The sequence below is a fragment of the Psychrilyobacter piezotolerans genome (genome assembly GCF_003391055.1).
GTDB lineage: Bacteria > Fusobacteriota > Fusobacteriia > Fusobacteriales > Fusobacteriaceae > Psychrilyobacter > Psychrilyobacter piezotolerans.
Genome location: NZ_QUAJ01000001.1, coordinates 74,920 through 98,628, shown reverse-complemented (window position 1 = coordinate 98,628; position 23,709 = coordinate 74,920). Strand labels below are relative to the sequence as shown.

Below are 23,709 nucleotides of genomic sequence, written 5' to 3'. Positions count from 1 at the left end.
TTTAGGAGTGTTTAAATGAATCAGGTAATTTTAAGTTTGTATTTTTTTATAGTTATTTTTATAGGTTATAGTTCTTACAGGAAAATCAAAGGATCGAGAGATTATTTTATAGCAGGAAAAGATGCAGGTGTAAGGGAGATAGCCGGAAGTCTTTTGGCAACAGTATTGGGAAGTTCAGCGATTATAGGAAGTGTTAATTTTTCCTATGCCAATGGATGGGCTGGATCCTGGTTTATGCTTTGTGCAGCTTTTGGACTCTTATGTCTTTTACCCCTGGTAGACAGGTTAAAAAAAAATAAAAGTTACAATCTTCCGGAACTCATGGGAGAATTTTACGGGGAGGAAGTGAAAAATCTATCATCTGTTATTATTCCTATTGCATGGGTAGGTATAGTTGCAGCTCAGATAATGGGATCTGCTAAGATAATCTCTATCTTTGTGGATATGAATTATTCTACTGCAGTTATTCTAAGCGGCTTAGTATTCATTGCCTATACATTTTTAGGCGGGCAGTTATCTATTATCAAAACAGATTTTATTCAATTTCTGTTTATAATAGCAGGGGTAGTTCTTTGTTTTGTCTATATTTTAAAAGGGAATGGAGAAATAAACGGGATGGGGATGATCAATGAAAAATTTGATTATTTAGATCTGTTTATTATGATCCTTACCTATTCATCTACTTTTTTGGTGGGGCCGGATATTTACTCCAGGATATTTTGTGCGAGAGATGAAAAGACAGCTAAACAAGCAATAAAATTATCCATTGTAATTTTAATCCCATTGGGATTTATTTTAGCGGGGATAGGAGTTTATGTGAGTTCAAACTACGGAGTAGACATAGCTAAAGGATCGGTGCTGATGTTTTTAGCAGACAGAGTGTTGCCCCAGCCAATAGTGATCTTACTTTATTTTGGACTATTATCGGCAGTTATCTCCTCAGCAGATACAACCCTGCTTACCGCCTCATCTACCTTTGCCCAGATCTTCATGAAAGATCTCAGGGAGGAGAAAGCCATCAGATTAACCAGAATATTTATCCTTATTTTCGGAGGATTTTCTATACTGGTAGCACTAAAACTTACCTTTATATTGCCCACACTGCTGCTGGCTCTGGCGGTCTATTCAGGGGCTTTTATAGTTCCTTGTCTGGCAGGAATTTTAGGATATAAGTGCGGGGAAAAATATGCTGTATTGGGAATTTTATTTGGGGGAGGACTGGCTCTCTATGGTAAAATAATGGGGGGAACAACGGGAAACATGATAATTATCTCTTCATTCTTGGTGAACTTTATGATCCTGGCAGCGGGAAGAACGAGAAAGGTTAGAATATAAAGGAAATATTAAATTTCATTTTAAAAATTAAATAAAAAAAAGAGCCTCCTACACCTAGAAAAGTCTAAATGTAGGAGGCTTTTTATTTACTTTATTATAATCTCTTTTACCCTTCCAACCTGCCCGTCTGTAAGTCTCACTTTTATTCCATGGGGATGAAACTTGCTGTTAGTCAGGAGATCCTGTACTGTTCCATAGGTTAATTTACCGCTTCTTTGGTCATTTTTTAAGACGATAGCTACCTCTATCCCAGGTTTTACATCGCTTCTATTTCTTCCATCCATTCTAATTACTCCTTCTATTTATATTGATTGTATTTAAATTTTACCACGAAAATAACTACTTTTAAAGCCGGTTATTATTTTATCTCTTGGATAAATTCAAATCCGGCCACAGCTTTTATTCCCAAGCCAGGTTCAGGGGGTAAGGTTATCTTAGACCCATCCATGATAAGGCCGCCATCCAATGGATTTTCACTGCAGAGGGCAGGACCATCTAAATCTATCCGGGTTATAACAGAACTCTTTGCTGCTGCCAGATGGGCTGCTGCTGTAACACTTATTCCACCTTCTAACATACAGCCGATCATACATGGGATATCGTATATTTCACAGATATTAATTATTTTTAAAGCATTTGATATTCCCCCTGTTTTCATCAATTTGATATTGACAATATCAGCAGCTTTTCGAGTGATCACCTCCACTGCATCTCTGGGTGAAAAGATAGATTCATCTGCCAAAATTGGAGATAAAACTTCAGATGTTACCTTTATCATTCCATGGATATCGACGGCTTTTACCGGCTGTTCTACAAAATCCAGGACAATCCCATATTCTTCAATCTTCTTGATGGCATAGAGTGATTCTTTTGTACTCCATCCCTGGTTTGCGTCTAACCTCAATTTTATATTGGGACCCACTGCCTCATAGATTGATTTTATCCTATGGATATCTTCTTCAATATTTTTCCCCACCTTAATTTTTAACTGATCAAAGCCTGCTTCTACAGCTTTAAGGCTGTCAGAGACCATCTTTTCAACGCTATCTACACTTATGGTCAGATCGGTCTTTAATTGGCTGGGGCCTCCTCCTAGGACTTTATACAGAGGTTTATTCATGGACTGGGCAAACAGGTCGTAAAGAGCGATCTCCACAGCTGCCTTTGCACTGGTATTTTTGATTATTGCACCCTGTACAAGACCTATAAGGTCGTTAAAATCTTCGATATTTTTTCCTATCAACTGCTTTCCTATTAAACTAACTGCTCCTATTATAGAATTATGGGTATCCCCTGTGATAACAGCAGTTGGAGGAGCTTCACCAAACCCAATATTCCCTGTATCGGTCTCTATAATTATAACTATGTCTTCTACACTTTCCACGGTTCGAAGTGCTGTTTTAAATGGTGTGATTAACGGAATCTTGATCTTTCCAATCTGTATCTTTTCTATGATCATAATATACTCCTCCTTTGATAATCCTTGATAGAAGTTTACCATGAAAAGAGGGTGTTTTATAGGAAAAAAATCATATGGATGGAATAATAGAGGGAATGAAAAAAATTAAAACTAAGGGAGGTTTATATATGCATAGGTTTATATTTTGGCTTATTTTGATATTGGCTTTAAACTTTTTTATCCACCTTTATGTTTTCTTTAAAGTTTCAATATTTTGGAGTGGAAGAAGGAATGTTATTTTATATATTTTATCCTTTTTTACATCTCTCTTGATAATTCCAGCAACAATTCTTTTAGAATGGAATAATAACTTTATTTCTCAGCTATTTTACAGTTTTTCCTGGTTATTGATGGGGGTATTTTTTGTAACTTGTATCTCTCTGCTTATTTTTCAAATAATAGGGGGAGTGTGTTCTATTCATAGGACCTACCTTACAGCTGCTTCTCTGATATTGTCACTGATTATAGTGATTTACTCCTTTATTAATGCAGGAAAAGTAGATGTGAAAACTGTAGATATTGATAACTTTGGAAAAAAATTAAAAATTGTCCAAGTCACAGATCTTCATCTGGATCCCTTAACGTCTTCTAAGAGGCTCCCGGAAATAGTGGAAAGAATCAATTCTTTAAAGCCGGACATTGTGGCAATAACTGGAGATATAGTTTCACATAATACCCTCATAAATCCTATCACTTTTGCACCTTTAAAAAATATTGAAGCAAAAACCTACTTCATAAGTGGAAATCATGAGCATTATATAGATAAAGACAAAGTTTTGAAACTTATTGAAAACACAGGAGTTAAAGTTCTAATAGATGAGGTGGACTTTTATAAGGGGGTTCAGGTCATAGGAATTGATTATAAAAGGGATAAAAATAAAGTGGATGATGTTTTATCAGAACTGAAACTTGATAAAAAAACTCCCGCACTGCTTCTCCTGCATGTGCCCATGGATGTGAGAGATGAAAGAGTTAAGCTGATATTGAGCGGCCATACCCACTATGGTCAGATAGTTCCCTTCAATTTTATAGTCAGAACAGCATTTAAATATATGAAGGGACTTTATCCATTGGAGAATGGATACATATATGTATCTCCGGGTACAGGAACATGGGGACCTCATATGAGACTTGGCTCAAAAAATGAGATTACTTTGTTTTTTGTGGAGTAAGGCTGAAATTATATATATTTAACCCTCCTCCTTCTTATGTTTTCTCCCTCATAGGGAGAAACCGAAGTCTATAAATTTCAAAGAAGATCTAAGGGTGTCACCCTTAACGGACTCTGTTTCTTTTTATGTGAAAAAGAAATAGAGGAAAGAAAAGCACAAATTTTGAAAATGGCTCCTAAGTAGGGGTAGTATAGCGACGAGCTTCCGTGCTCCAGTCCTCATTCTGTTGCGGAACTTAACCTGTATATCGCTCTTAGTAGGATAATTACTGCGAAAGCTAGATTCCCTTCAAAATTAAAGAATTATTGCTAATGAGATCTATGGTTACTGGGAAAGGTGAGATTTGGCTATTTAATAGGATGAAGAAGAGGTTGGGGATATAGAATAAATCAATTTTTATGAGTTTACACAAAACTTGCGACAGTCTTTTAGCTTGAATTTTAGTGCTATTAAAATTCAAGCTATTTATCATTTTATTTAGTGATAATTTCAATATTATTAAAATTACCACTATTTTTAGCTTTTTTACTCTTATTGATATGGTTGAAAACAATCTCTAAAGTTAAAAGAAATAATGTCATTCCTGCTATCCCACCTAATATTAAACCAATTGATCCTTCACCTGCTAAATTCATCTTTTATTTGTGTGATTAAGTCTATAGTAAAATACCAATCACACTTCCTCCTTTTTTTTATTATTTATTGTTTTTTTATTTTTTATTATTAAATTAAAAATAAAATTTTAGTTTGTTTTAACTTAAAAACAAACTAATTTTATAGTTATTTTTTATAAATGTCAAGGAATGTATTTTATATTTTTTATAACATCAATGAAATCAAAACCTAACTCAATTATAATAAATGGAATCATCCTCCCCTTATAGGAAAAAACAAAAATATTTGAATATGTTTAGAGAATACAGAAAAAAAGTTTGTGCGAAAATATTTATATAAATTTGGAGGTTTTTTATTATGGATTTTTTAGAATTAGCAAAAAAGCGGTATTCTGTGCGTAAATTTAGCAATCAAAAAATTGAAAAAGAAAAAATTAATTTGATTCTCGAAGCTGGTAGAATTGCACCTACAGCAGTTAACTATCAGCCTCAACGAATTCTTCTACTTGAATCAGATGAAAGTTTGAAGAAACTAAAAGAATGTACCAAATATCATTTCGATGCCCCCCTGGCAATGCTTATCTGCTATGACAATACTATAAGTTGGAAGAGAAGTTTTGACAATAAGGATATGGGTGAAGTTGATGCAACTATTGTGGCAACTCAAATGATGCTGGAAATAACTAATCTTAACCTGGGGACTACTTGGGTTGGTCATTTTGATCCTAAAAAGATTATCGATACATTCTCACTACCTGAAAATATAATACCAGTTGCACTATTCCCTGTGGGATATCCCGATGAAAAAAGCATTCCTCATCGATTCCATGACCAAAGATTTGAAATATCTAAAAGTGTAATTTATAATTCCTTTAAAAAATAGAGAGTGTACCTCCAAAGTTTGTATAAACTTCCAGATTAATGTAGAATCGAATTACATTTTTCAGGAGTTTTTTTGTATATTAGATTTAGAAAATACTCAACTTAGTAATATTAATTGAAAGCTCTAAAGAGCCCCTCTTTAATACGGGTTCATTTCTTTTGATGAGCAAAGGAAACGAACCAAAGAAAAGCTCACCTTTTCTAAGTGATGTTATATGAGTAAGTCAGAGGAATCTTCGTCTTTTTACAGCTACAGTCCTCGTTTCACTGCGGAACTTATTCTGTTGTACGACTAAGTAGGGAAACTTCTGAGAAGTAGAAGAACATCTAGAAAAAGAATTAAAATAAAATTTGGATGAGTATAAACTTCAAAAGGATGAAGAGGAAATAGAGAAAGGAGTTAGACAGTTGTCTAACTCCTTTCTCTGTCCAAAACTCCTACAAATTTCGAGACATTTACAATCATGGATTTTATGGTGGAAATAAAGCACCACTAACTTACCCCTTTATTATAAACTTCTGTTCTTTCCTTTATTTCAATACTTTCTTTAATTTCTCTATACATATATCTAATTCTTCCTTTTTAACTACTAAAGGTGGTGCTAAACGAATTGTAAACTCATGTGTTTCTTTACAAAGAATACCTTCCTTCATTAAAGCTTCGCAGAATGGTCTTGCTGGTTTATCCAGTTCAACACCAACAAACAGACCTTTACCCCGCACTTCTTTAATATGTTCTGAATCTATCTTCTTCAATTCATCCAAAAGATAGTCTCCTAATTCTTTAGATCTTTCCACTAAGTTTTCATCTTCTAGAACATCTAATGCTGCCATAGCAACCGCACATCCTAATGGATTACCTCCGAATGTTGATCCGTGGTCACCTGGTCTGAATACATCCATAACTTCTTTTGATGATAGCATTGCAGATACCGGATACAATCCACCACTTAAAGCTTTACCTACTGTTACAACGTCCGGTCTGATATTATCGTGTTCGAAGGCAAAAAGCTTTCCAGTTCTACCAAAGCCAGTTTGAATTTCATCACAGACCATTAAAACATTATTGGCTTTTGTAATTTCTCTCACACCTTTTAAGTACCCTTCAGGAGGTACAATAATACCGGCTTCACCTTGAATCGGCTCCATAATTACAGCAACTGTATTGTCTGTTATGGCATCTTCCAATGCTTTTAAATCACCAAAAGGAACAGTTTTGAAACCTGGTGTGAAAGGTCCGAAGCCCTCCCTATATTGATCTTCTGTTGAAAAAGAAATTGTACTGATTGTCCTTCCGGCAAAGTTATTTTGACAGGCAATGATTTCAGCACATTCAACACCTTTCACTTGATGACCCCATTTTCGAACAGCTTTTAGAGCAGTCTCAACCGCTTCTGCGCCTGTATTCATTGGTAAAACCTTTTCAAAACCTGTGAATTCACATAACTTTTTTACGTAAGCCCCCATCTTGTCATTGTGAAAAGCTCTTGAAGTCAATGGCATTTTTTGAGCCTGGTCAATAAGCGCTGAAACTATTTTGGGGTGTCTATGCCCCTGATTTACTGCCGAATATGCTGCTAACATATCCATATACTTATTGCCTTCTACATCAGTTACCCAGATGCCTTCGCCTTCTGCAATAACAATGGGAATGGGATGATAATTATGAGCACTCCACTTTTCAACTTCATCAATCATTAGTTTTGTTTTAGACATGATATAACCCCCTTAATTTCCGCATGTATTTTTTTTTATACAAATATGTATATATTTTTATACAAACGAAGTATTTTAACGAGTTTATCATAATTTTTACTCGTTGTCTATAATTATTTTATGCATATATATAGCCATGGGTGTTTCAGGTTTTGCTATTTCCTTGCTGGGATCGATTATAATAAATGGAATTTCCCTCCTATTATAGGAAAAAACTAAATATATTTGAATATGTTTAAAGAATACAGAAAAAATTAACTAGGGGTGATTTTATGGTTTCCAAGGTGCTTAGTTCGAGTTATATAGGTATAGAATCATACATATTAGAGGTAGAAGCCGATATCATGGCAGGGCTGCCCAGTTTTAATATAGTAGGGTTAGCAGATGTGGCTATCTCTGAAAGCAAGGAAAGGGTCAGAGCTGCCATAAAAAATAGCGGGTATGAAGTGCCTGCCAGAAGGATAGTAATAAATCTTTCTCCTGCCGGGATCAGAAAGGAGGGAGCTTCCTTTGACCTTCCTATAGCCATAGGGATATTAGCCAGTTTGGGAGAGGTGGAAAATAAAAAATTAAAGAAATATATAGTCTTGGGAGAGCTGTCTTTAAATGGGGATATCAGAAAAATTGACGGAGCCATAAATTCAGTCATCTGTGCCAAAGAAAATGAGATATTTGGGGTAATATTGCCCAGGGAGAACTATTTAGAAGCCAGTGTCATAAAGGGGGTGGAGATAATACCCGTTGATAATTTGGTTCAGGTAGTCCAATTTTTAAATGATAAGATAGAGATAGAGTCTCCAAAAGCAGAGGAAAAAAAGGAAGGGGAAGATTATTCAGTTGATTTTAAAGAGGTAAAGGGACAGGTCCAGGCGAAAAGATGTATAGAGATAGCGGCAGCAGGGGGACATAATTTTTATATGATAGGAACTCCGGGAGCAGGGAAATCAATGCTGGCCAAACGACTGCCGACCATCCTGCCGCCTATGAGTGAGGGTGAAATAATCGAATCAACCAAGATCTACAGTAGTACAGGACTGCTGACAAAGGATATCCCCATAATAGATAAAAGACCATTTAGATCTCCCCACCATAGCAGCTCCATGGTTTCCATTGTAGGAGGAGGGAGGGTTCCCAAAGCCGGTGAGGTAAGTTTAGCCCACAATGGGGTCTTGTTTTTAGATGAAGTTACAGAATTTCCAAGGATGGTATTAGAAACACTTAGGCAGCCCCTGGAGGATAAAAAAGTATCTATAACCAGAGCAGAGTACAGGGTGGAGATGCCGGCAGATATGGTACTTATAATGGCATCCAATCCCTGTCCCTGCGGAAACTTGTTTGAAAACAGGTGCAGCTGCAGCCTGTCCCAGATAAACAGGTACCAGCATAAGATTTCAGGGCCGTTACTGGACAGGATAGACCTGTATTTAGAAATAAAGAAATTATCGAGATCGGAACTGGCCTCCTATGAAGAGGGAGAGAGGTCGGTTAAAATAAGGGAAAGGGTAGAAAAAGCAAGGAAGATACAGTGGGAAAGATTTGGGAGCTCAAAAATTAACGGGAATATGACTCCTAAAGAGATAAAAAAATACTGTAAATTAGATGATAAAAGCAAAAAAGTGCTGATCGACTCCATAGATATATTTGGTCTTTCCGGGAGAAGCTACGATAAGGTACTCAAAGTAGGGAGAACCATAGCCGATTTAGAGGGGAGTAAAAATATAGAGTTATCCCATATCATGGAAGCTCTCAGCTATAGGAAAAAATAAAGATGTTTAGGCTTTCTTAATTGGAAGCCTTTTTTGTTTTTTAGAAGATCTTAAAATTTTAAATCAAAAAATATTTAAGAAAATAGGTGGGCTGTAAAATAACTCACCATATTATCTTAAATATTTATATTCTTTAGTTTTTAGTCGTTTTTGTTCAGCCATCTATTGAGGACTTCTATATATTTATCAGTTTCTTCTATAAATGGCATATGACGACTGAATTCAAATAGTTCCCATTCTGAATTAGGAATTTTATCATACATTGTTTTGGCAACAAGAGGGGAACAAAGGTCCAGTAAACCACTAATAACCAGACAAGGCTCTTCTATATCTTTGATCTCTTCTGTGAAATCAAAGTTTTTTAATGTTCCAGAGGGACAAAATTCATTTTGACCCCATGAAGTTATATAAGATTCTGTTCCAGAAACTTTTGGACGTCTTAAACACTCCGGTGAATCTGGTCCTACTTCACCTGCACAATGACGAACCATAAACTCTGCCTCTGCTCTTTGGTATTCTTCAGAGGAGTAATCATTAGTTTTTTCAGCCTGTGCAATGGCTTCCTGCATATCTTTTGGAAGGTATGCAACTCTTCTACGCTGTTCTTTTTCCCATATTGAAGCAGATGGTAAGGTACTGGATAATATATAACTTTTGATTCCTTCAGGTTTATAGTCACAAGCATACTGAATGGCCTGCATCCCACCCCAAGACTGCCCTAATAAGTGAATTTCATCTAAACCTAAATGTTTACGCAGTTGGATTAATTCATCGATCCAGGTTTGAGCATTCCATAGATCAGGACGGGAAGGTGTGGCAGACAGCCCGCAGCCCAATTGGTCATACATGATAACTGCCCGTCCATCATTTGCTACTTTATCAAGGACTTCAAAATAGTTATGAGTTGACCCCGGCCCACCGTGTAATAATACCAGTGGTTTTTTATTTCCTGTGCATTCTCCCACTATACGATAGTAAGTTTTATACTCTAAATACGGCATGTAACCTTGGGTAATTTTCATAGTTAGTACCTCCATAGTTAATTATAAAGTATTGATGAGACTTTTTTTAAGAATAAGCTCTTCTAATATTTATAAAATTCTAAATTTTTTTATTGATTTAGTATAGTTATAATACGATTATCTTCAAATGTCAATTTCTCCATTAAGTAAATCTTTGAAAAATTAAAAACAAATTGTTTTAACTAAGTGTTATATGTTATAATGCAGTTCAATATAGATGGAAAACGGACATAAGATGAATTTTAAAGATGAAATTGAGTAGATGTGGAAAAAAAAAGAGCTATTCGAAATAAAGTGACATTAATATTTTGAAATATCAATGAAAAAAGGTATATATATAAGTAGTTACTTTAAAGTTATTCACTAATTGTTAATGAATAATTAATAATACATAGTTACGGTATTTAAAATCAAGTTGTTATCTGATTTTAAGGTAGGAACTTGGTTTTTTATAAATATAAAAGCAACATTAATTTTTTTAATCGGGGGGAATGAAGATGGAAAAAGCAAGAAAAAAGCCATTAGGATTTTATGTGTGTTCAATGGCTTTCGTATTTGAAAGATTTGCGTTTTACTCAGCTAAATGGTTAATCGCAGTATTCTTAGTTGCTAAGATAGCAGACGGTGGATTAGGAATTGAACCAGGGGATGCAGCAAAGATGACAGCAAACTTGGTAGCATTTACTTACTTAGCACCAATAATTGGAGGATATCTTTCAGATAAAGTATTTGGAGCCAGATACCTTGTGCCTATCGGTATGTTACTCATGGGAGCAGGTTACTTAGTAGGATGGCAGGCTAATAGTACCGGGATGGTTAACTTAATGATTATCTTACTATCTTTAGGTACAGGATTATTCAAGTGCCAGACAAATGCCATAACAGGTAGACTTTTCGATGATCCCGGTGAATTAGACGGAGCATTTTCTACTCAGTATTCATTCGTTAATGTTGGTGCTTTCTTGGGAACAACTATTATCGGTTTGCTTGTAGGATTTAAAGGATATTCTTTCTGTTTCTTAGTTATTGCAATCATAATGTTTGTTAACGCAGCTTTCTTTGTATATGGTTGGAGATTTCTAGGGGACACAGGTAAAAAGCCATTTAAAATCGCTGAGAATAAAGAAGAGAAAAAAGTTGAAGAAAAAGAAGAAAAAGTTCCTTTAACTACAATTGAAAAGAAAAGAATTGGTGCTATCGTTTTAGTATCGGTCTTCTCAATTATCTTTTGGGTACTATGGTACTTAGCATATATGCCTGTTTATTACTACTGGGGTGGAGACAACGGAGCTGCAAACTGGATGATTGGAAACTTTACAATCCCTACAGCTTGGTTTGATTCATTAAACGCATTTATGTGTATCGCGCTGGGACCTGTATTAGGTAAGTTATGGTCTACATTAGCTAAGAGACCTAAGGGTGACTTGAGCATGTTTAAGAAAACTGCCTTAGGTATGATGCTTATGGGACTATCCTATGTGATATTTGCACTAGCTGACATTTCAAGAGGAAACAATCTTGCTCCTATCGCTTGGATAATTGCAATGGGTGTTGTACTATCCACTGGTGAAATGGTGTTCTCTCCACTTGGAAATTCATTTATCGCAAAGTTTTCGCCACCAAGATTACTAACTGGGATGATGAGTATCTGGGTATTAGCGGTGTTCTTTGCAGGTAAATCATATGGTTACTTATATGCATATACGCTAAAGTTTGACTTTGCAAAGGCATATCTTGTTATTGCAGCAATTGCTATCTTTGCCGGAATTATCCTTTGGGGACTGGATAAGAAATTAAACGGCTTAGTTGTAGAAGAAAAAGCAGCAGAAGAAGCAGTCGCTTAATAGATTTATCAAAGTAAATTATTTTAAACCAAAACCTATAAATATAGATGTTTTGAAAAATCTATATTTATAGGTTTTTTTAGTATCTGAAAAAATATAAAATAACCTAAGGATACCATCCTTAACTGGCTCTATTTCAGATATGCGAATATTTTATTTTCCTCTAATAACATTAGAAAAAAATAAAAATGCAGTAAAAGAAACAGAGGAAAGAAAAGCTCAAACTTTGAAAATTGTTCCTATGTAAAATATTCATATACGAGCTTTGAAAGCTACAGTTCTCGCTTAACTGCGAAACTTAATTTGTTGAACGCTCTAGTATATATGAAAGTACAAAGTAATATCACTTTCAAAGTTAAAAAAATCAAGAGAAAATAATTTTTTTAAGTGTCTTTATTATTTATAACTCTGAAGTTTATAGTCGTCCGACTTCACAGTAAATATCTAACGAGTTTCGTCGTACCCACCATGCCCGTCAGGCATCCCAATAAGAAACGGAGATTCACTGACTTACTCAACAAAGACAAGATGGTTATAGCTTCGGTTTCTCTGATTTGAGAGAAACCATAAAAAGGAAGAGTATAAAACTTCTTGACTCTCTTTGGTTCCGTTTCTCGTGTTAAGACGAGAAATGAACCCAGTTAAGGGTGGAACCCTTAGAATTTATTATTCTACTTCTTTATCTTATTTTCTCAAAGTTCTATGTTTATGAAATAAACTAATATCTCAAGGTTCTTAGATTATGTAATAATCTTTAGAAATATTGGTGATACCACTCGCTGGTAGTTCTTTAGCCCTTACTTTGTCATGAAGAATTAAATATCTTATTAAGGTAGCAACTTGGGTTAAAATATAAAAATCGAAAAAAATTAAATTTTTAAATATGGCCTTTAATTGACATAATTAATGAGATCAGCGGTTTTTAAAAGCTTTCCAGATAGTGCCTTGTAATTACTTGTTATAAATGATAAAATTAAGAGTAAAAAAGCAACGTGAAGTTGCATTCACTTAGGAATAAACTTAATTTATTGCATAATTTTATAAATTTATAAGCAATAAAAAAAGAATTTTAGGAGGCAAAGTAAAGATGATTGGAATAGGAATCGTTGGACTACCAAATGTAGGTAAATCAACATTATTTAATGCAATAACAAAGGCAGGAGCGGCAGAAGCAGCAAATTATCCTTTTTGTACCATAGAGCCCAATGTAGGTATGGTAACAGTACCTGACAGCAGATTAGAGGAACTATCTAAGATAATAAACCCGCAGAGAGTACAACATGCTACAGTAGAATTTACAGATATCGCAGGATTGGTAAAAGGTGCAGCCAGTGGAGAGGGATTAGGAAATAAATTCCTGACACATATCAAAAATACACAGGCAATATGCCAGGTTGTAAGATGTTTTGAGGATGAAAATGTAGTTCATGTAGATGGATCTGTAGACCCAATAAGAGACATTGAAGTAATAAATGCTGAACTTATCTTATCGGATTTAGAATCTGTAGAGAGAGGTATCGAAAAACAAGCTAAATTAGTCAGAGCTAAAAACAAGGAAGCTATGGCATTGGTTCCTGTACTGGAAAAATGTAAAGTTCACTTGGAAGACTCTAAATTATTAAATACGTTAAAGTTAACTCCGGAAGAATTAGAAACTATAAAGGGATACCAGTTATTAACAGTAAAGCCTATGATGTTTGCTGCTAATGTATCTGATAGTGATCTTGCTACAGGAAATGAATATGTGGAGCAGGTAGTAGAATATGCAAAAGATCTTGATGCAGAGGTTGTAATCGTATCAGCTCAGGTTGAATCTGAATTACAGGAGATGGATGAAGAAGACAGAGAGATGTTTTTAGAGGAATTAGGAGTAACTGAGCCTGGATTAAACAGACTTATTCGTGGTGGATACAAATTATTAGGACTTCAAACTTACTTTACAGCAGGGGTAAAAGAAGTTAGAGCATGGACTATAAAGATAGGAGATACTGCTCCTAAAGCTGCCGGAGAGATCCATACTGATTTTGAAAAAGGATTTATCAGAGCCAAAGTAGTAGGATATGATGAGTTCATCACAAACAATGGATGGAAAGGTTCCCAAGAAGCCGGATCACTCAGACTTGAAGGGAAAGAGTACGTTGTAAAAGATGGAGATCTAATGGAATTCTTATTTAATGTATAAAAAATAACGTGATATTGTATTCAATTAAACGTAACCTTAATTTTTACAGTTTGCTAAGGTGATAATAATAAATGGGCCTCCGGGCTCATTTATTTTTATATATAAGAGATATAAAATTCACAATCCTTATTTTTTTAATATAACTTACATAAAAATCGGTTGTTATTTGACAAAATTTATGTTAATCTTTTTACAAGTATTCAAATATAACTATATTACAGGCTGCCGGTTGAACAGGGTGTATAATATAGAAAAAATAAAATTTATTGATGAAAATAGGAGATAAAAGATGAATATAAAGGAATTTAAACTTGGAATGATGCCAACAAATAGTTTTTTAGTTTGGAAGGACAAAGAGGCTGTTTTATTTGATTGCGGCGGAGCAAACTTATCGGGATTAGAAACTTTTATAGAGGAGAACAATTTAACTCTAAAAAAAGTTGTTTTTACCCATGGGCACTATGACCATATTGCTGGATTATTAAAATTAAAAGAGATCTATCCTGATATAGAGGTATATATAGGAAAGGAAGAGGAGGAGTTTTTAACAAATTCTGCCCTAAGTCTTTCGGATTATTTAGCTAAGATAGATTTTAAATATGAAGACAGTTATAAAACAGTAAAGGATGGAGATACTATAGATGAATTTGTAGTAATAGATACTCCGGGGCATACCAGAGGCGGGAAATGTTTTTTCCATAAGGAATCAGGGATAGTAATCGTAGGAGACACTATGTTTAAGGGAAGTTATGGAAGGTATGATCTGCCAACCAGTGATGGGAAAAGCTTATTTGCCAGCCTGAAAAAATTATGCGATACTCTGCCGGCCGAAACAAGGGTATATAACGGACATTCAGGGATGACTACCATTGGGGAAGAAAAAAATAATTTGACGAGAAATGGAATTATTTAGAGGGGGAAAGATGACTATAGAAAGAGCAACCTTACTGCTTAAGATGATGTCTAATCCAATAAGATTAGGGATATTGAGGGAATTAACACTTAGAGATGAAATTTGTGTAGGAAATTTGGAAGATCTTTTGAATGTCTCCCAGTCCAGTGCTTCCCAGCACCTGGCACACCTCAGGAATTCAGGGATAGTAAGTTCCAGGAAGAACGGGAAAAAAGTCTGCTATAAAGTTTCAGAGGAAAGTATAAAAGATATTTTAAAAGCATTAAATATATAGCAGAAAAAATGACTTTCAGTAGAAAGTCATTTTTTTTTGAAAAAGTTTAAATTTTTTTTGAATATCCTTATAGAAATATTCACTTTAACTAACTAAATCAAACATTTACTTTGAGTTTCAAAGTGAATAGAAGGGGAGTTATCTGTTCGATTTTTTACTGTGGTTGGGGAACAATTAATATGTAAAGCAAGAGAACATCAATGGAAAATACTGAAGTTAAAAACTTATCGTTTTTTTAATTTCGGAGGTGGGAAAAATGAAAAAATTATTATTATTAGCTGCTATTTTAGCAATAGGATCAACTGCATTTGCAGTATCTGCAGGAATCTCTCTAAATGGACCTGATGCTTTGTACGGTCCAAGTATTAAACTTAATGCAGAAGCAGGACACGCAGGAGGATTTAACGCTTATAGAGATATAACTACTGGTGATAATGCAATACACAATAACAGAGCTGTCAATATATTCAGAGACAAAGGTCCTGGCTGGACAGATACAGCAATGACTAAGGTTTATCTTAATGTACTTAGACCTATTAGAATTGATTCTGAAGTAGACTACTTGTATACTGAAGCAGTTGTAGGTGATGAATTACAAATTGGTGATATCGGATTCAGAGTTGCCGGTCAAGGTTTAGCAACAGTTGTATTCAGCTTCCATGGTCCAGTATTCGACCTTCCTGGTAAAGTAACAATTAAGGATCACGGATTATTCACTTATACACAAACACGTAATTTAGGTGCAGGTGTAGAAGTTGCAGGAAGATTTGTATATTTAGGTTTAGGAGTAAAAGAAATAGAAATAGACGCATACTTTAAAAAATTAACTACCCCTGGATTGAAATCTGGTACTATATTTGCCATAGCTCAATATCAATAAGATTAATTAGCTAAAAATAATAAGCAGGCTTCGGCCTGCTTATTTTATATACAGGTAGAAAAATAATTATTGATGTTAAATTTTATACAAGTCGAGTTTATTTTTTTTTTAAAGGAAAATAAAAAAATATCCAGTATCTTATAAATGAATATTATAGATGTTATTTTGGGGGTGTATAAGATGAAAAAGTTAATTTTAATGTTTTTCCTGGTGATGAGTTTTAGTTTTTCCCTGGAAATTTCCAGTGTAGATCCATTTGATTTTGGGGTAGTAGTCGAAGGAGACAGGAGTGTTTCCTTAACCGATGTAGGGGTTTATGTAGAGGGGAAGTCAGGAAAAATGGTGGAGATAATAGTTCCTGAAACTTATGATCTGGATGGGAATAAGATGACTATCCGACCCAGGGAGAAAATGATAAAACTAGATGGCAATGGAAATGGGAAATTTAGGTTAGATATAAAACTAGAGTTAAATAATATAAGTGCACATGAAACCCTGACAGATAATTTATCTATAGTGGTTAGGTATCTGGACTAGGGAAAAAATAGTTGTCAGACGAAAATAGAAAATTAAGATCAAGAAATTTCGACACAGACTTTAAACGACTTTGAAAAGGAAAATTGTAGTCATTAGCGGTTTCAAAAAATTGACCTTAGTGGTGTGTTAATCCGGCTGAAAGCTGTTTTTGGGGGGATATGATGATGAAAAAAAAAATAATTATATTTTTATTATTATTCTCTATGATTTCCTTTGGGGAGGAATTTAAAGGGAATTATGAGGAGGGGTATATAGAGATAGATGTAAATAAAAAAATCAAATATTCATTTTTCCCCATATATATGGATTATGAGATGGAGGAACCCTATATAGGGGTGATGAACTTATTTGCTCTAACTATGTCCAGGGGGATGAAGATAGACAGGGAAAAAAAGATGATTTACGGGAGGATGGGAGAAAGAGATTACAAGTTTTATTATGGAGATACTAAATATATCACAGGAGAAGAGGATGTATACATAAGGGGAACGGACCTGTCCCGGGTTTTTGAACTGAAAGAATATAATTGGAATACAGAGACATATCTCATGAAGATAAAAACCAAATTTAAAACTCCCTATGAGATCTATCTGGAGCAGGAAAAAAAACTCAAAGAATTGGGGGCTGAGGGGAAGGAAGAGATAGAGGAGGAAGATGTATATTCCCAGGAGAGGAAATTGTTTACCCCGGGAGTTTTACGTCCTAGATACACTAATTATAACTTAGAGGAGGATGAGGGGACTGTATCGGTAAGGTATGATACCCACATGCTGTACGGGGATTTTACCACCACGGGATTTATCCATCCGGATGCTTATCTGGGGTATACAGCCTTAACATACAATGAGATTATAGATGAAAAGAGTATAATTGTGGGGGATGTCTATATGCAGACCTATGAATTCCTGGGATCAAAAAGGTTAACAGGATTAGCTGTTCAGGAGTGGAATGGCGTCGGGGATATAGAAATAGGGCAGACCACCATCAGAGGATTTGCGCCTTTTAATTCAAATGTGGAATTATACAGAAACGGCTCCTTATATAAATTTACCCGGGTAGGAGAAGACGGGTCCTATATATTTGAAAATATTAATATCCAGAATTATAATGATATATATACCATAAAGATATATCATTTTGACGGTTCCATAGAGATAAGGCAGGTCTCTATGATGAGTGGAGATAAGATTCTGAAAAAAGGTGAAGTAGATTACGGTCTTTTGATAGGTACCTACAGGGAGATAAACGGTGAGGAGGAAGGAGAAAAAGTTGATCTGGAAGAAAAAGAAGTGGAAGGAAATATTAAGATCGCCTATGGATTGACCAATAATTTAACCATAGGGGCTGAATATATAAATGATCTTACAGAGAATAGGGAAGGACAAACCATCTATAATTATCCTACAGAACTGGCGGGATTGAATTTATATTATACAACCGGAGCGGTAAAATATCCCACATATTTTGAGTTCTCAGAGATCTATGATATAGAGTATGATACCGAAAACAGGTATAACCATATAGGGAAGATAAGACAAAGATTTGGCGGGAATGTACTTTCCCTGGAAGGGTATATGTACAGTGATTTCATAGCTTTTTTAGAAGGTTATGAAAACAGGTATATTGTCGATTGGAGAGGGGTTATAAATAAGCATTGGGGATACAATCTCAAATATGATAACTTAGATAAATTTGGAGAAGTTGAGGAATACGGTAGTACGGGGATTTATAGGAATAAAGATAATACCACCCATGAATTAGGAGTTACTTATCCTTTTTCAGAAGACTATGGAAAGAGCAGATTATATTATAATTATTCCAACAGTGATATCAAAATTTATGATACCAGTTTGAATTTTATCCTCCAAATAAATTCTGATTTTCAAGATTTTGAGGATGAAACAGACCTGAAAGTAGCCCTCAAAACAGCAGAAAATAATAAAATAAAGGCAGGTGTTTTTGTAAAGTATAATAGTGAAAATGAATATGAAGCAGGTTTAGAAGTGAGGTATAAGGTGTTTAACTGGCTAGAAGTTATAGGTGATTTAACTCATGATGATGATGAAACTGATTATAGTGTTGGTGTAGATGTGGAAAAAACTATTATCCTGGAAAAACCATTTACAAGTAATTCTAATCCATCTCCAAGCAGGTCCTGGATGGAAGGAAAAGTATTTATGGATGACAATAATAATGATCAATTTGATGAGGGGGAAGTTCTCTTAGAAGGCGTAGAGGTAAAGGTTGGAAGGAAAAAGGGAGTAACAGGAACAGATGGAGTGTATTTTATAGATGATATCAGCTCCTATGAAGTGAAGGATTTTGAGGTTAATATAGAGACGTTAGATCCTATGTTAGAAGCAGCCAATGAGAAAAAATATGTGAAATTATATCCGGCAACCGGAGGGCATATGGATATCCCGGTTCAGCAAATTTCTGTTATAATGGGGAATTTAGAGTTCCGCGGAGCTGGAGTGGACGGGGTAAAGCATTTTCCAATAATATCCCAGCTTTATATCCAGTTGAAGACTCTGGATGGAAAGACAGTTATGGAACAAAGAGTGGAACCGGAGGGGTTCTATATGCTGGATAAGGTTCTCCCGGGAGAATATATCTTAGAGATGGACTACAGGGGAGAAGGACGTTTAAATTTCGAAGAAAAAACTAAGAAATTAAATGTTAAGCTGGACAAATATGGAAGTTATTATGAAGATTATAACTTTAAAGTTATCTCTTATGAAAAGGAATAGGTGGTGTTAATGATGAAAAGAATAATAGTATCCATATACTTATTGATGATTTCAATGCTGTATGCTAATTTCCAGGTAGGTCCTCAAGTTCAAAAAGTCAGTTTAAACAGACCTGGAACCCAGAAAATTTATCTGAGGAATGATACCAATAAATTAAAAAAAATAAAAATTTATTCCCAGAGACCTGAAGATCAGAAGACCAAGGATCTCTATATGGGAGACTGGATCATAGTATATCCTAAGCTGGTTTATCTTAAACCCAATAGTAAAAAAACAATTAGGATGGCTGCCAGACCTCCTCAGGGTCTGGTGGATGGAGAGTATAGAAGCCATCTGGTATTTGAAGAATTGCCGGTAAAAAAATATGATAATAGTGAAAAAGATGAGAGTAAGGCAGGAGTTAATATAGATATAATTCATATACTGGTTTCCACAGTATATGGTTATAGGGGTAAATTAGAGTATGGGGGGATTTTTGAGGACTTTCAGGTTGTTACCGATAAGGAAAAGGCATATTTTGTATCTAAGATAACAAATACAGGAACAACAGCCTTGGATGTTGTTTATAAGGTAACCTATTATGAAAATATGAAAAAATTAAAAACAGAAGATTTATTGGTGGGAAAGGCTATGAGAGAGAATTATTTAGATTCTATTACAGAGTTAAATAAGATTTCAAAGGGTGCCAATAAGATGAAGGTAGAATATTATTATAGAATTCCAAAGGGAAGTAAGGAAGTAAAGGAAGGAGAGGAGGAATACGATGAATTTAAACTAGGGGAAAAACTTATTTCCATAAAAAAAATAAGTGCAGAAAAATATCTAAAAGAGTTGGAAGAAAAAAAGAAAGCAGAAGTGGAAGCTAAAAAGCTGGAAAAAGAAAAAGTTGAAATCGAAGGAAAAAAGGAAAGTTAAGTAAAAAAACTCAAGGACATCCTTGAGTTTTTTTATTTAACAATTTTTAGAGAGCCTCCCAGTAAATAATTTATTTTTTTATCGTGGGATTCAGAGGGAATGTTTTCATATAGTTGAAAGTCGTAGTGGGGGGCTACGATAAGGCCGGAATAATTTTCTAAAAATTTATCATAGTACCCCTTCCCGAATCCTATACGGCTGCCATTTAGATCAAAGGCTAATCCCGGAATGATAATCAGATCTATTTTTTTAATATCTGCATGAGTCCCGTCTATCTCTTTGATTTTAAATGAATTATCATCATTAAATTTTTTAGAATCATCATAGATAACTCCTGCCAACCCGCCATCTTCCATCATTTTTGGAAGGATTAGAGTCTTTCCACTTTTTAAAATATGGTTGTTTATAAAATTAGTGTCGATCTCTCCTCCAAAACTCATATAGGACATGATAACGTGAGCATCTGCATAGATGGAAGAATTTATAAGTATATTAAAAACTTCTTCAGAATATTTTTTTATGAATTCCTTAGAGAGGTTATTTCTTTTTTTTAAAACTTCAGATCTTATTTGTTTTTTATCCATGGGTATTTTCCATGAATTTTTTGATCTCCTCCATATCTTTCCAAGTGAGCCATTTTGGGCTGCCCTTTTTTTTGTCACTGTTTCTGATTAAAAAATTAGGATCATAGATAGGATTTACCTTGATTCCCCCATCCCAATCATAGGTTTTTCCACGAATTTCAGAAATTTTTAATGTATTATCCCTCAGTAAAAACCGGCTGACTTCCTGACCCAGGGTAACTATTACTTTAGGATTTAGAAGGGCAATCTGCATATCCAAAACATCTGCATAGATCTTCTTCTCCTCCTGGGAAAGGTCCTTTAATCGCAAACTGCATTTTACAATATTGGTAAGATAAAATTCCTCAGGTGGCAGATCGACCAATTCATATAGATTTTTAAAAAATGCACCGCTGCTGTTAGGAGCAACTCTCAGGTTTTCATCCTCAAAAAGACTGGGATCATCCCCTATAAATAAAAGGTTAGAATTTCTATTTCCCCCTCCTAACAATACTTTACTGTCTTTTTCGCTTTTTTTAAAAACCTTACAGGTATTTATCTCAAAATTGAGTTCTTCCCATAAATTGTTAATTTTCATATTTTCCTCCTATCTTTTCATTTTTCTTAGTTATAACCTTCTTTCTTTGACGCATAACTGAAACTTAGAGTTATGAATATAACTCTGTAGTTGAACTTAGTCAGTTGCATGAGGTTGTTATGAAGTTACAATGTCAGCATTCCTGTAGACTAAGTTCTGACTTTTCTTTAGATTATAAAAATGAAGTTTATAGTCGTCCAACTTCAGCTGTACTGTTTCTACAACAACGATTGTGACTTACTTAGCTAAGACAATTGTAAACTTCTAGCACTTTTTGGTTACTTTTTTTTGCTACAGAGAAAAAGTGACTCGTATTAAAGGCGAAACCTTTAGAACCTTCTTTGGCACAAATTACACATATTTACACTAAAAAATATCTAAACCATAGCACACGGATCAAATTTGATCATAGCTCTGATTATTAAAACCAAAACCTTTACACTAAGCTCACAAAGGAAAAGCTAGAGAGCTCACTAAGAGATAATATTTTTCTTGGTTTAAAATCTGAAGTTTATAGTCGTTGAGCTTCAGCAGTACTTTTCCTACAATGACGATCGTGACTTACTCACTAAGACAATTTTCTCAAAAGTCTATGTTTACAGAGTAAACTACTAGTATTTTGGTGATGCCCCTTGCGGGTATAAACCTTCTTGACTTTCTTTCGTCTATTTCTTGTGTCAATCACATTTAAAATTAGATCTATTTACATCTAATTTTAATATTCGTGAATCGAAACAGACCCGTATTAAAGATGGAATCTTTAGAACCTTCTTTCTTTGACACTGACTAGAATCTGACTTTTTTGCCACCAATTTACACTAATCTATAGCACGCGGATCAAATCTGATAATAGCTCTGATTATCGCTGATATAATTTTTTTATCTTTTTTGTCACAAATTACACGAATTTATCATCATATCCTGCGATCATCAAAGTTTCTTCCGTGTATGTATTTATACATCCGTGTTCTATTCTTCTTATTTTTTTTAAAATTGTATCTCTTTGGTACCATTGGTGGTTATTTTTTAGATTTATATATAGGTGTAACGGTATTTTGCCTCACAATTTCAAGATCGATATTTATATCATTTTTTATCAGTTCAAATTCCACAGTATTATAAGCCAGATCATAGCAATTACTGTCATTACTCACATGAACCAAATAAACTTTTTCTAAGTCTTCATGATATAACTCAGTCAAAAATTTTGCAGTGTCCTCATTGCAGAGATGCCCATTTCGCCCCTTGACACGTGATTTTAGATCCCAAGGGTAATCACAATTCATAAGCATATTATAGTCGTAGTTACACTCAATAATGGCAATTTGAGAGCCTTTAAACTGCTCCCGCACAATATTGGTTATATGCCCTATGTCTGTAGCCAAGGTAAGTTTCTTTTCCATGTATTCCACGGAAAAGCCAATAGTTCTCTCTGCATCGTGCATAACATCAAATGGGGTTATTGATATATTATCTAAATAAAACTTCCCATCTATAAAATTTAGATTCGAAGGTTCTATTTTTCCTAATTTATGCTGACAGGCATTATAACTTTCCTTGGTTATATAGATAGGCAGCTTATATTTCCTGGAGATAATTCCAGCTCCTAAAACATGATCTCCGTGTTCGTGGGTTATGAGGAGTGCCTGAATATCATTGATATCTTCTCCTATAACTTCTAATTTTTCCTTTATTTTTTTACCGCTAAATCCAGCATCGATTAAAATTTTAACCTTATCTACCTCGACAAAAATAGAATTTCCAGAACTTCCGCTCCCTAGTATTGATACTTTCATAAATTTCCTTTCAAATTAAGTTATCTAATAATTTTTTTTACAATAGTGCTATCTTTTCAAATTGATGATTTTATATTCCCTATATTATATCATAAATTTGAAATAAAAAAAGGCGGCTTATAGCCGCCAAAAATCCATAAAGCTGTTTTTATAGATTATCTGTAATTTGAGATAGTGTTGGAGTTGAAAGATTCTTCTAGAGATAAAAAAGTTTTATCCAGGTCGCTGGTATTTATTTTTATAATCTTGTCATTCAGTTCGAATAAGACTGTGTATATATTATTAACTTTAGTAATACCACAGACGATAGAGATAGTGTCAAATTCAAATACCCATTTATTCTTCCTTGATGAAACTTTCATAAAAACTCCTCCTGGTTATCTTTATTTATATATAACCATTATAACTGCATGACCTTTATTTGTCAATAAAAATTATCTTTAAATTGAGATAGGGGTTCGAGGTAAAAAAAAGGGAGGAATTTTTTCCTC

Annotated in this window: 21 protein-coding genes; 12 read left to right on the top strand and 9 right to left on the bottom strand. The window is 34.4% G+C overall.

The genetic code is table 11. The features are described 5' to 3' along the window. Nucleotides 1-15 precede the first annotated feature (15 nt). Nucleotides 16-1,335: a sodium:solute symporter family protein gene (locus DYH56_RS00450; RefSeq protein WP_114640877.1), complete on the top strand. Its 1,320-nt coding sequence runs from the start codon at nucleotides 16-18 to the stop codon at nucleotides 1,333-1,335. Between the two features lie 86 nt (nucleotides 1,336-1,421). Here the strand turns inward: DYH56_RS00450 and DYH56_RS00445 are convergent, their stop codons facing one another. Together DYH56_RS00445 and DYH56_RS00440 are read right to left on the bottom strand one after the other, a co-directional pair. Beyond that, the gene (locus DYH56_RS00445; RefSeq protein ID WP_114640876.1) at nucleotides 1,422-1,619 is read right to left on the bottom strand and encodes a YwbE family protein; all 198 of its coding nucleotides are present in this window, start codon (nucleotides 1,617-1,619) and stop codon (nucleotides 1,422-1,424) included. Between the two features lie 74 nt (nucleotides 1,620-1,693). After that, nucleotides 1,694-2,794: a dipeptide epimerase gene (locus DYH56_RS00440; RefSeq protein WP_114640875.1), complete on the bottom strand. Its 1,101-nt coding sequence runs from the start codon at nucleotides 2,792-2,794 to the stop codon at nucleotides 1,694-1,696. A gap of 128 nt (nucleotides 2,795-2,922) precedes the next feature. On the opposite strand from DYH56_RS00440, the gene DYH56_RS00435 reads away from it, so the two are divergent. After that, nucleotides 2,923-3,966, top strand: coding sequence for a metallophosphoesterase (locus DYH56_RS00435; protein ID WP_158538996.1), 1,044 nt, complete (start codon nucleotides 2,923-2,925; stop codon nucleotides 3,964-3,966). Between the two features lie 473 nt (nucleotides 3,967-4,439). On the opposite strand, the gene DYH56_RS15800 is transcribed toward DYH56_RS00435, so the two are convergent. Next, a complete protein-coding gene (locus DYH56_RS15800) occupies nucleotides 4,440-4,601 on the bottom strand; it encodes a hypothetical protein (RefSeq protein ID WP_158538995.1) in 162 nt (53 codons plus the stop codon). 337 nt (nucleotides 4,602-4,938) lie between these two features. Between DYH56_RS15800 and DYH56_RS00430 the strand changes: the two genes are divergently transcribed. Continuing rightward, entirely contained in the window at nucleotides 4,939-5,463 is a 525-nt protein-coding gene (locus DYH56_RS00430) for a nitroreductase family protein (protein ID WP_114640873.1), read from the top strand. Nucleotides 5,464-5,993: 530 nt separating this feature from the next. On the opposite strand, the gene rocD is transcribed toward DYH56_RS00430, so the two are convergent. Then, entirely contained in the window at nucleotides 5,994-7,178 is a 1,185-nt protein-coding gene (gene rocD / locus DYH56_RS00425; RefSeq protein ID WP_114640872.1) for an ornithine--oxo-acid transaminase, read from the bottom strand. Nucleotides 7,179-7,450: 272 nt separating this feature from the next. Here rocD and DYH56_RS00420 point away from each other — a divergent pair, with 272 nt between their 5' ends. Beyond that, complete coding sequence (locus DYH56_RS00420; protein WP_114640871.1) at nucleotides 7,451-8,944, top strand: YifB family Mg chelatase-like AAA ATPase; 1,494 nt, start codon at nucleotides 7,451-7,453, stop codon at nucleotides 8,942-8,944. A gap of 140 nt (nucleotides 8,945-9,084) precedes the next feature. Here DYH56_RS00420 and pepI read toward each other — a convergent pair whose 3' ends face one another. After that, nucleotides 9,085-9,966 (bottom strand): proline iminopeptidase, encoded by an 882-nt coding sequence (gene pepI / locus DYH56_RS00415; protein WP_114640870.1) that lies wholly within the window; start codon nucleotides 9,964-9,966, stop codon nucleotides 9,085-9,087. Nucleotides 9,967-10,463: 497 nt separating this feature from the next. Between pepI and DYH56_RS00410 the strand changes: the two genes are divergently transcribed. The 8 genes from DYH56_RS00410 (at nucleotide 10,464) to DYH56_RS00375 (ending at nucleotide 20,261) form a co-directional block, all read left to right on the top strand. Continuing rightward, nucleotides 10,464-11,810 carry a peptide MFS transporter gene (locus DYH56_RS00410; RefSeq protein WP_114640869.1) on the top strand — a complete coding sequence of 449 codons (1,347 nt, stop codon included), beginning with the start codon at nucleotides 10,464-10,466 and terminating at the stop codon, nucleotides 11,808-11,810. 1,087 nt (nucleotides 11,811-12,897) lie between these two features. Next, the gene (gene ychF / locus DYH56_RS00405; protein WP_114640868.1) at nucleotides 12,898-13,992 is read left to right on the top strand and encodes a redox-regulated ATPase YchF; all 1,095 of its coding nucleotides are present in this window, start codon (nucleotides 12,898-12,900) and stop codon (nucleotides 13,990-13,992) included. Between the two features lie 289 nt (nucleotides 13,993-14,281). Next, on the top strand, nucleotides 14,282-14,905 hold the full coding sequence (locus DYH56_RS00400) for an MBL fold metallo-hydrolase (protein ID WP_114640867.1): 624 nt from the start codon (nucleotides 14,282-14,284) through the stop codon (nucleotides 14,903-14,905). Between the two features lie 10 nt (nucleotides 14,906-14,915). Continuing rightward, nucleotides 14,916-15,179 (top strand): ArsR/SmtB family transcription factor, encoded by a 264-nt coding sequence (locus tag DYH56_RS00395; protein WP_158538994.1) that lies wholly within the window; start codon nucleotides 14,916-14,918, stop codon nucleotides 15,177-15,179. Nucleotides 15,180-15,435: 256 nt separating this feature from the next. Continuing rightward, a complete protein-coding gene (locus DYH56_RS00390) occupies nucleotides 15,436-16,059 on the top strand; it encodes a hypothetical protein (protein WP_114640865.1) in 624 nt (207 codons plus the stop codon). A gap of 180 nt (nucleotides 16,060-16,239) precedes the next feature. Further along, a complete protein-coding gene (locus DYH56_RS00385; RefSeq protein ID WP_114640864.1) occupies nucleotides 16,240-16,596 on the top strand; it encodes a hypothetical protein in 357 nt (118 codons plus the stop codon). 164 nt (nucleotides 16,597-16,760) lie between these two features. Continuing rightward, nucleotides 16,761-19,346: a hypothetical protein gene (locus tag DYH56_RS00380; RefSeq protein ID WP_158538993.1), complete on the top strand. Its 2,586-nt coding sequence runs from the start codon at nucleotides 16,761-16,763 to the stop codon at nucleotides 19,344-19,346. 12 nt (nucleotides 19,347-19,358) lie between these two features. Further along, complete coding sequence (locus DYH56_RS00375) at nucleotides 19,359-20,261, top strand: fimbrial biogenesis chaperone (protein ID WP_147269575.1); 903 nt, start codon at nucleotides 19,359-19,361, stop codon at nucleotides 20,259-20,261. 32 nt (nucleotides 20,262-20,293) lie between these two features. Here DYH56_RS00375 and DYH56_RS00370 read toward each other — a convergent pair whose 3' ends face one another. The 4 genes from DYH56_RS00370 to DYH56_RS00355 all read right to left on the bottom strand — a co-directional run bounded on the left by DYH56_RS00370 (nucleotide 20,294) and on the right by DYH56_RS00355 (nucleotide 23,580). Next, complete coding sequence (locus DYH56_RS00370; RefSeq protein ID WP_114640861.1) at nucleotides 20,294-20,845, bottom strand: 5-formyltetrahydrofolate cyclo-ligase; 552 nt, start codon at nucleotides 20,843-20,845, stop codon at nucleotides 20,294-20,296. Beyond that, on the bottom strand, nucleotides 20,838-21,422 hold the full coding sequence (locus DYH56_RS00365; RefSeq protein ID WP_114640860.1) for a uracil-DNA glycosylase: 585 nt from the start codon (nucleotides 21,420-21,422) through the stop codon (nucleotides 20,838-20,840). Before DYH56_RS00365 ends, DYH56_RS00370 begins: the two co-directional genes overlap by 8 nt. Before the next feature lie 1,019 nt (nucleotides 21,423-22,441). Then, entirely contained in the window at nucleotides 22,442-23,218 is a 777-nt protein-coding gene (locus DYH56_RS00360) for an MBL fold metallo-hydrolase (RefSeq protein WP_114640859.1), read from the bottom strand. 155 nt (nucleotides 23,219-23,373) lie between these two features. Continuing rightward, nucleotides 23,374-23,580, bottom strand: coding sequence for a hypothetical protein (locus DYH56_RS00355; protein ID WP_114640858.1), 207 nt, complete (start codon nucleotides 23,578-23,580; stop codon nucleotides 23,374-23,376). Nucleotides 23,581-23,709: the final 129 nt, after the last annotated feature.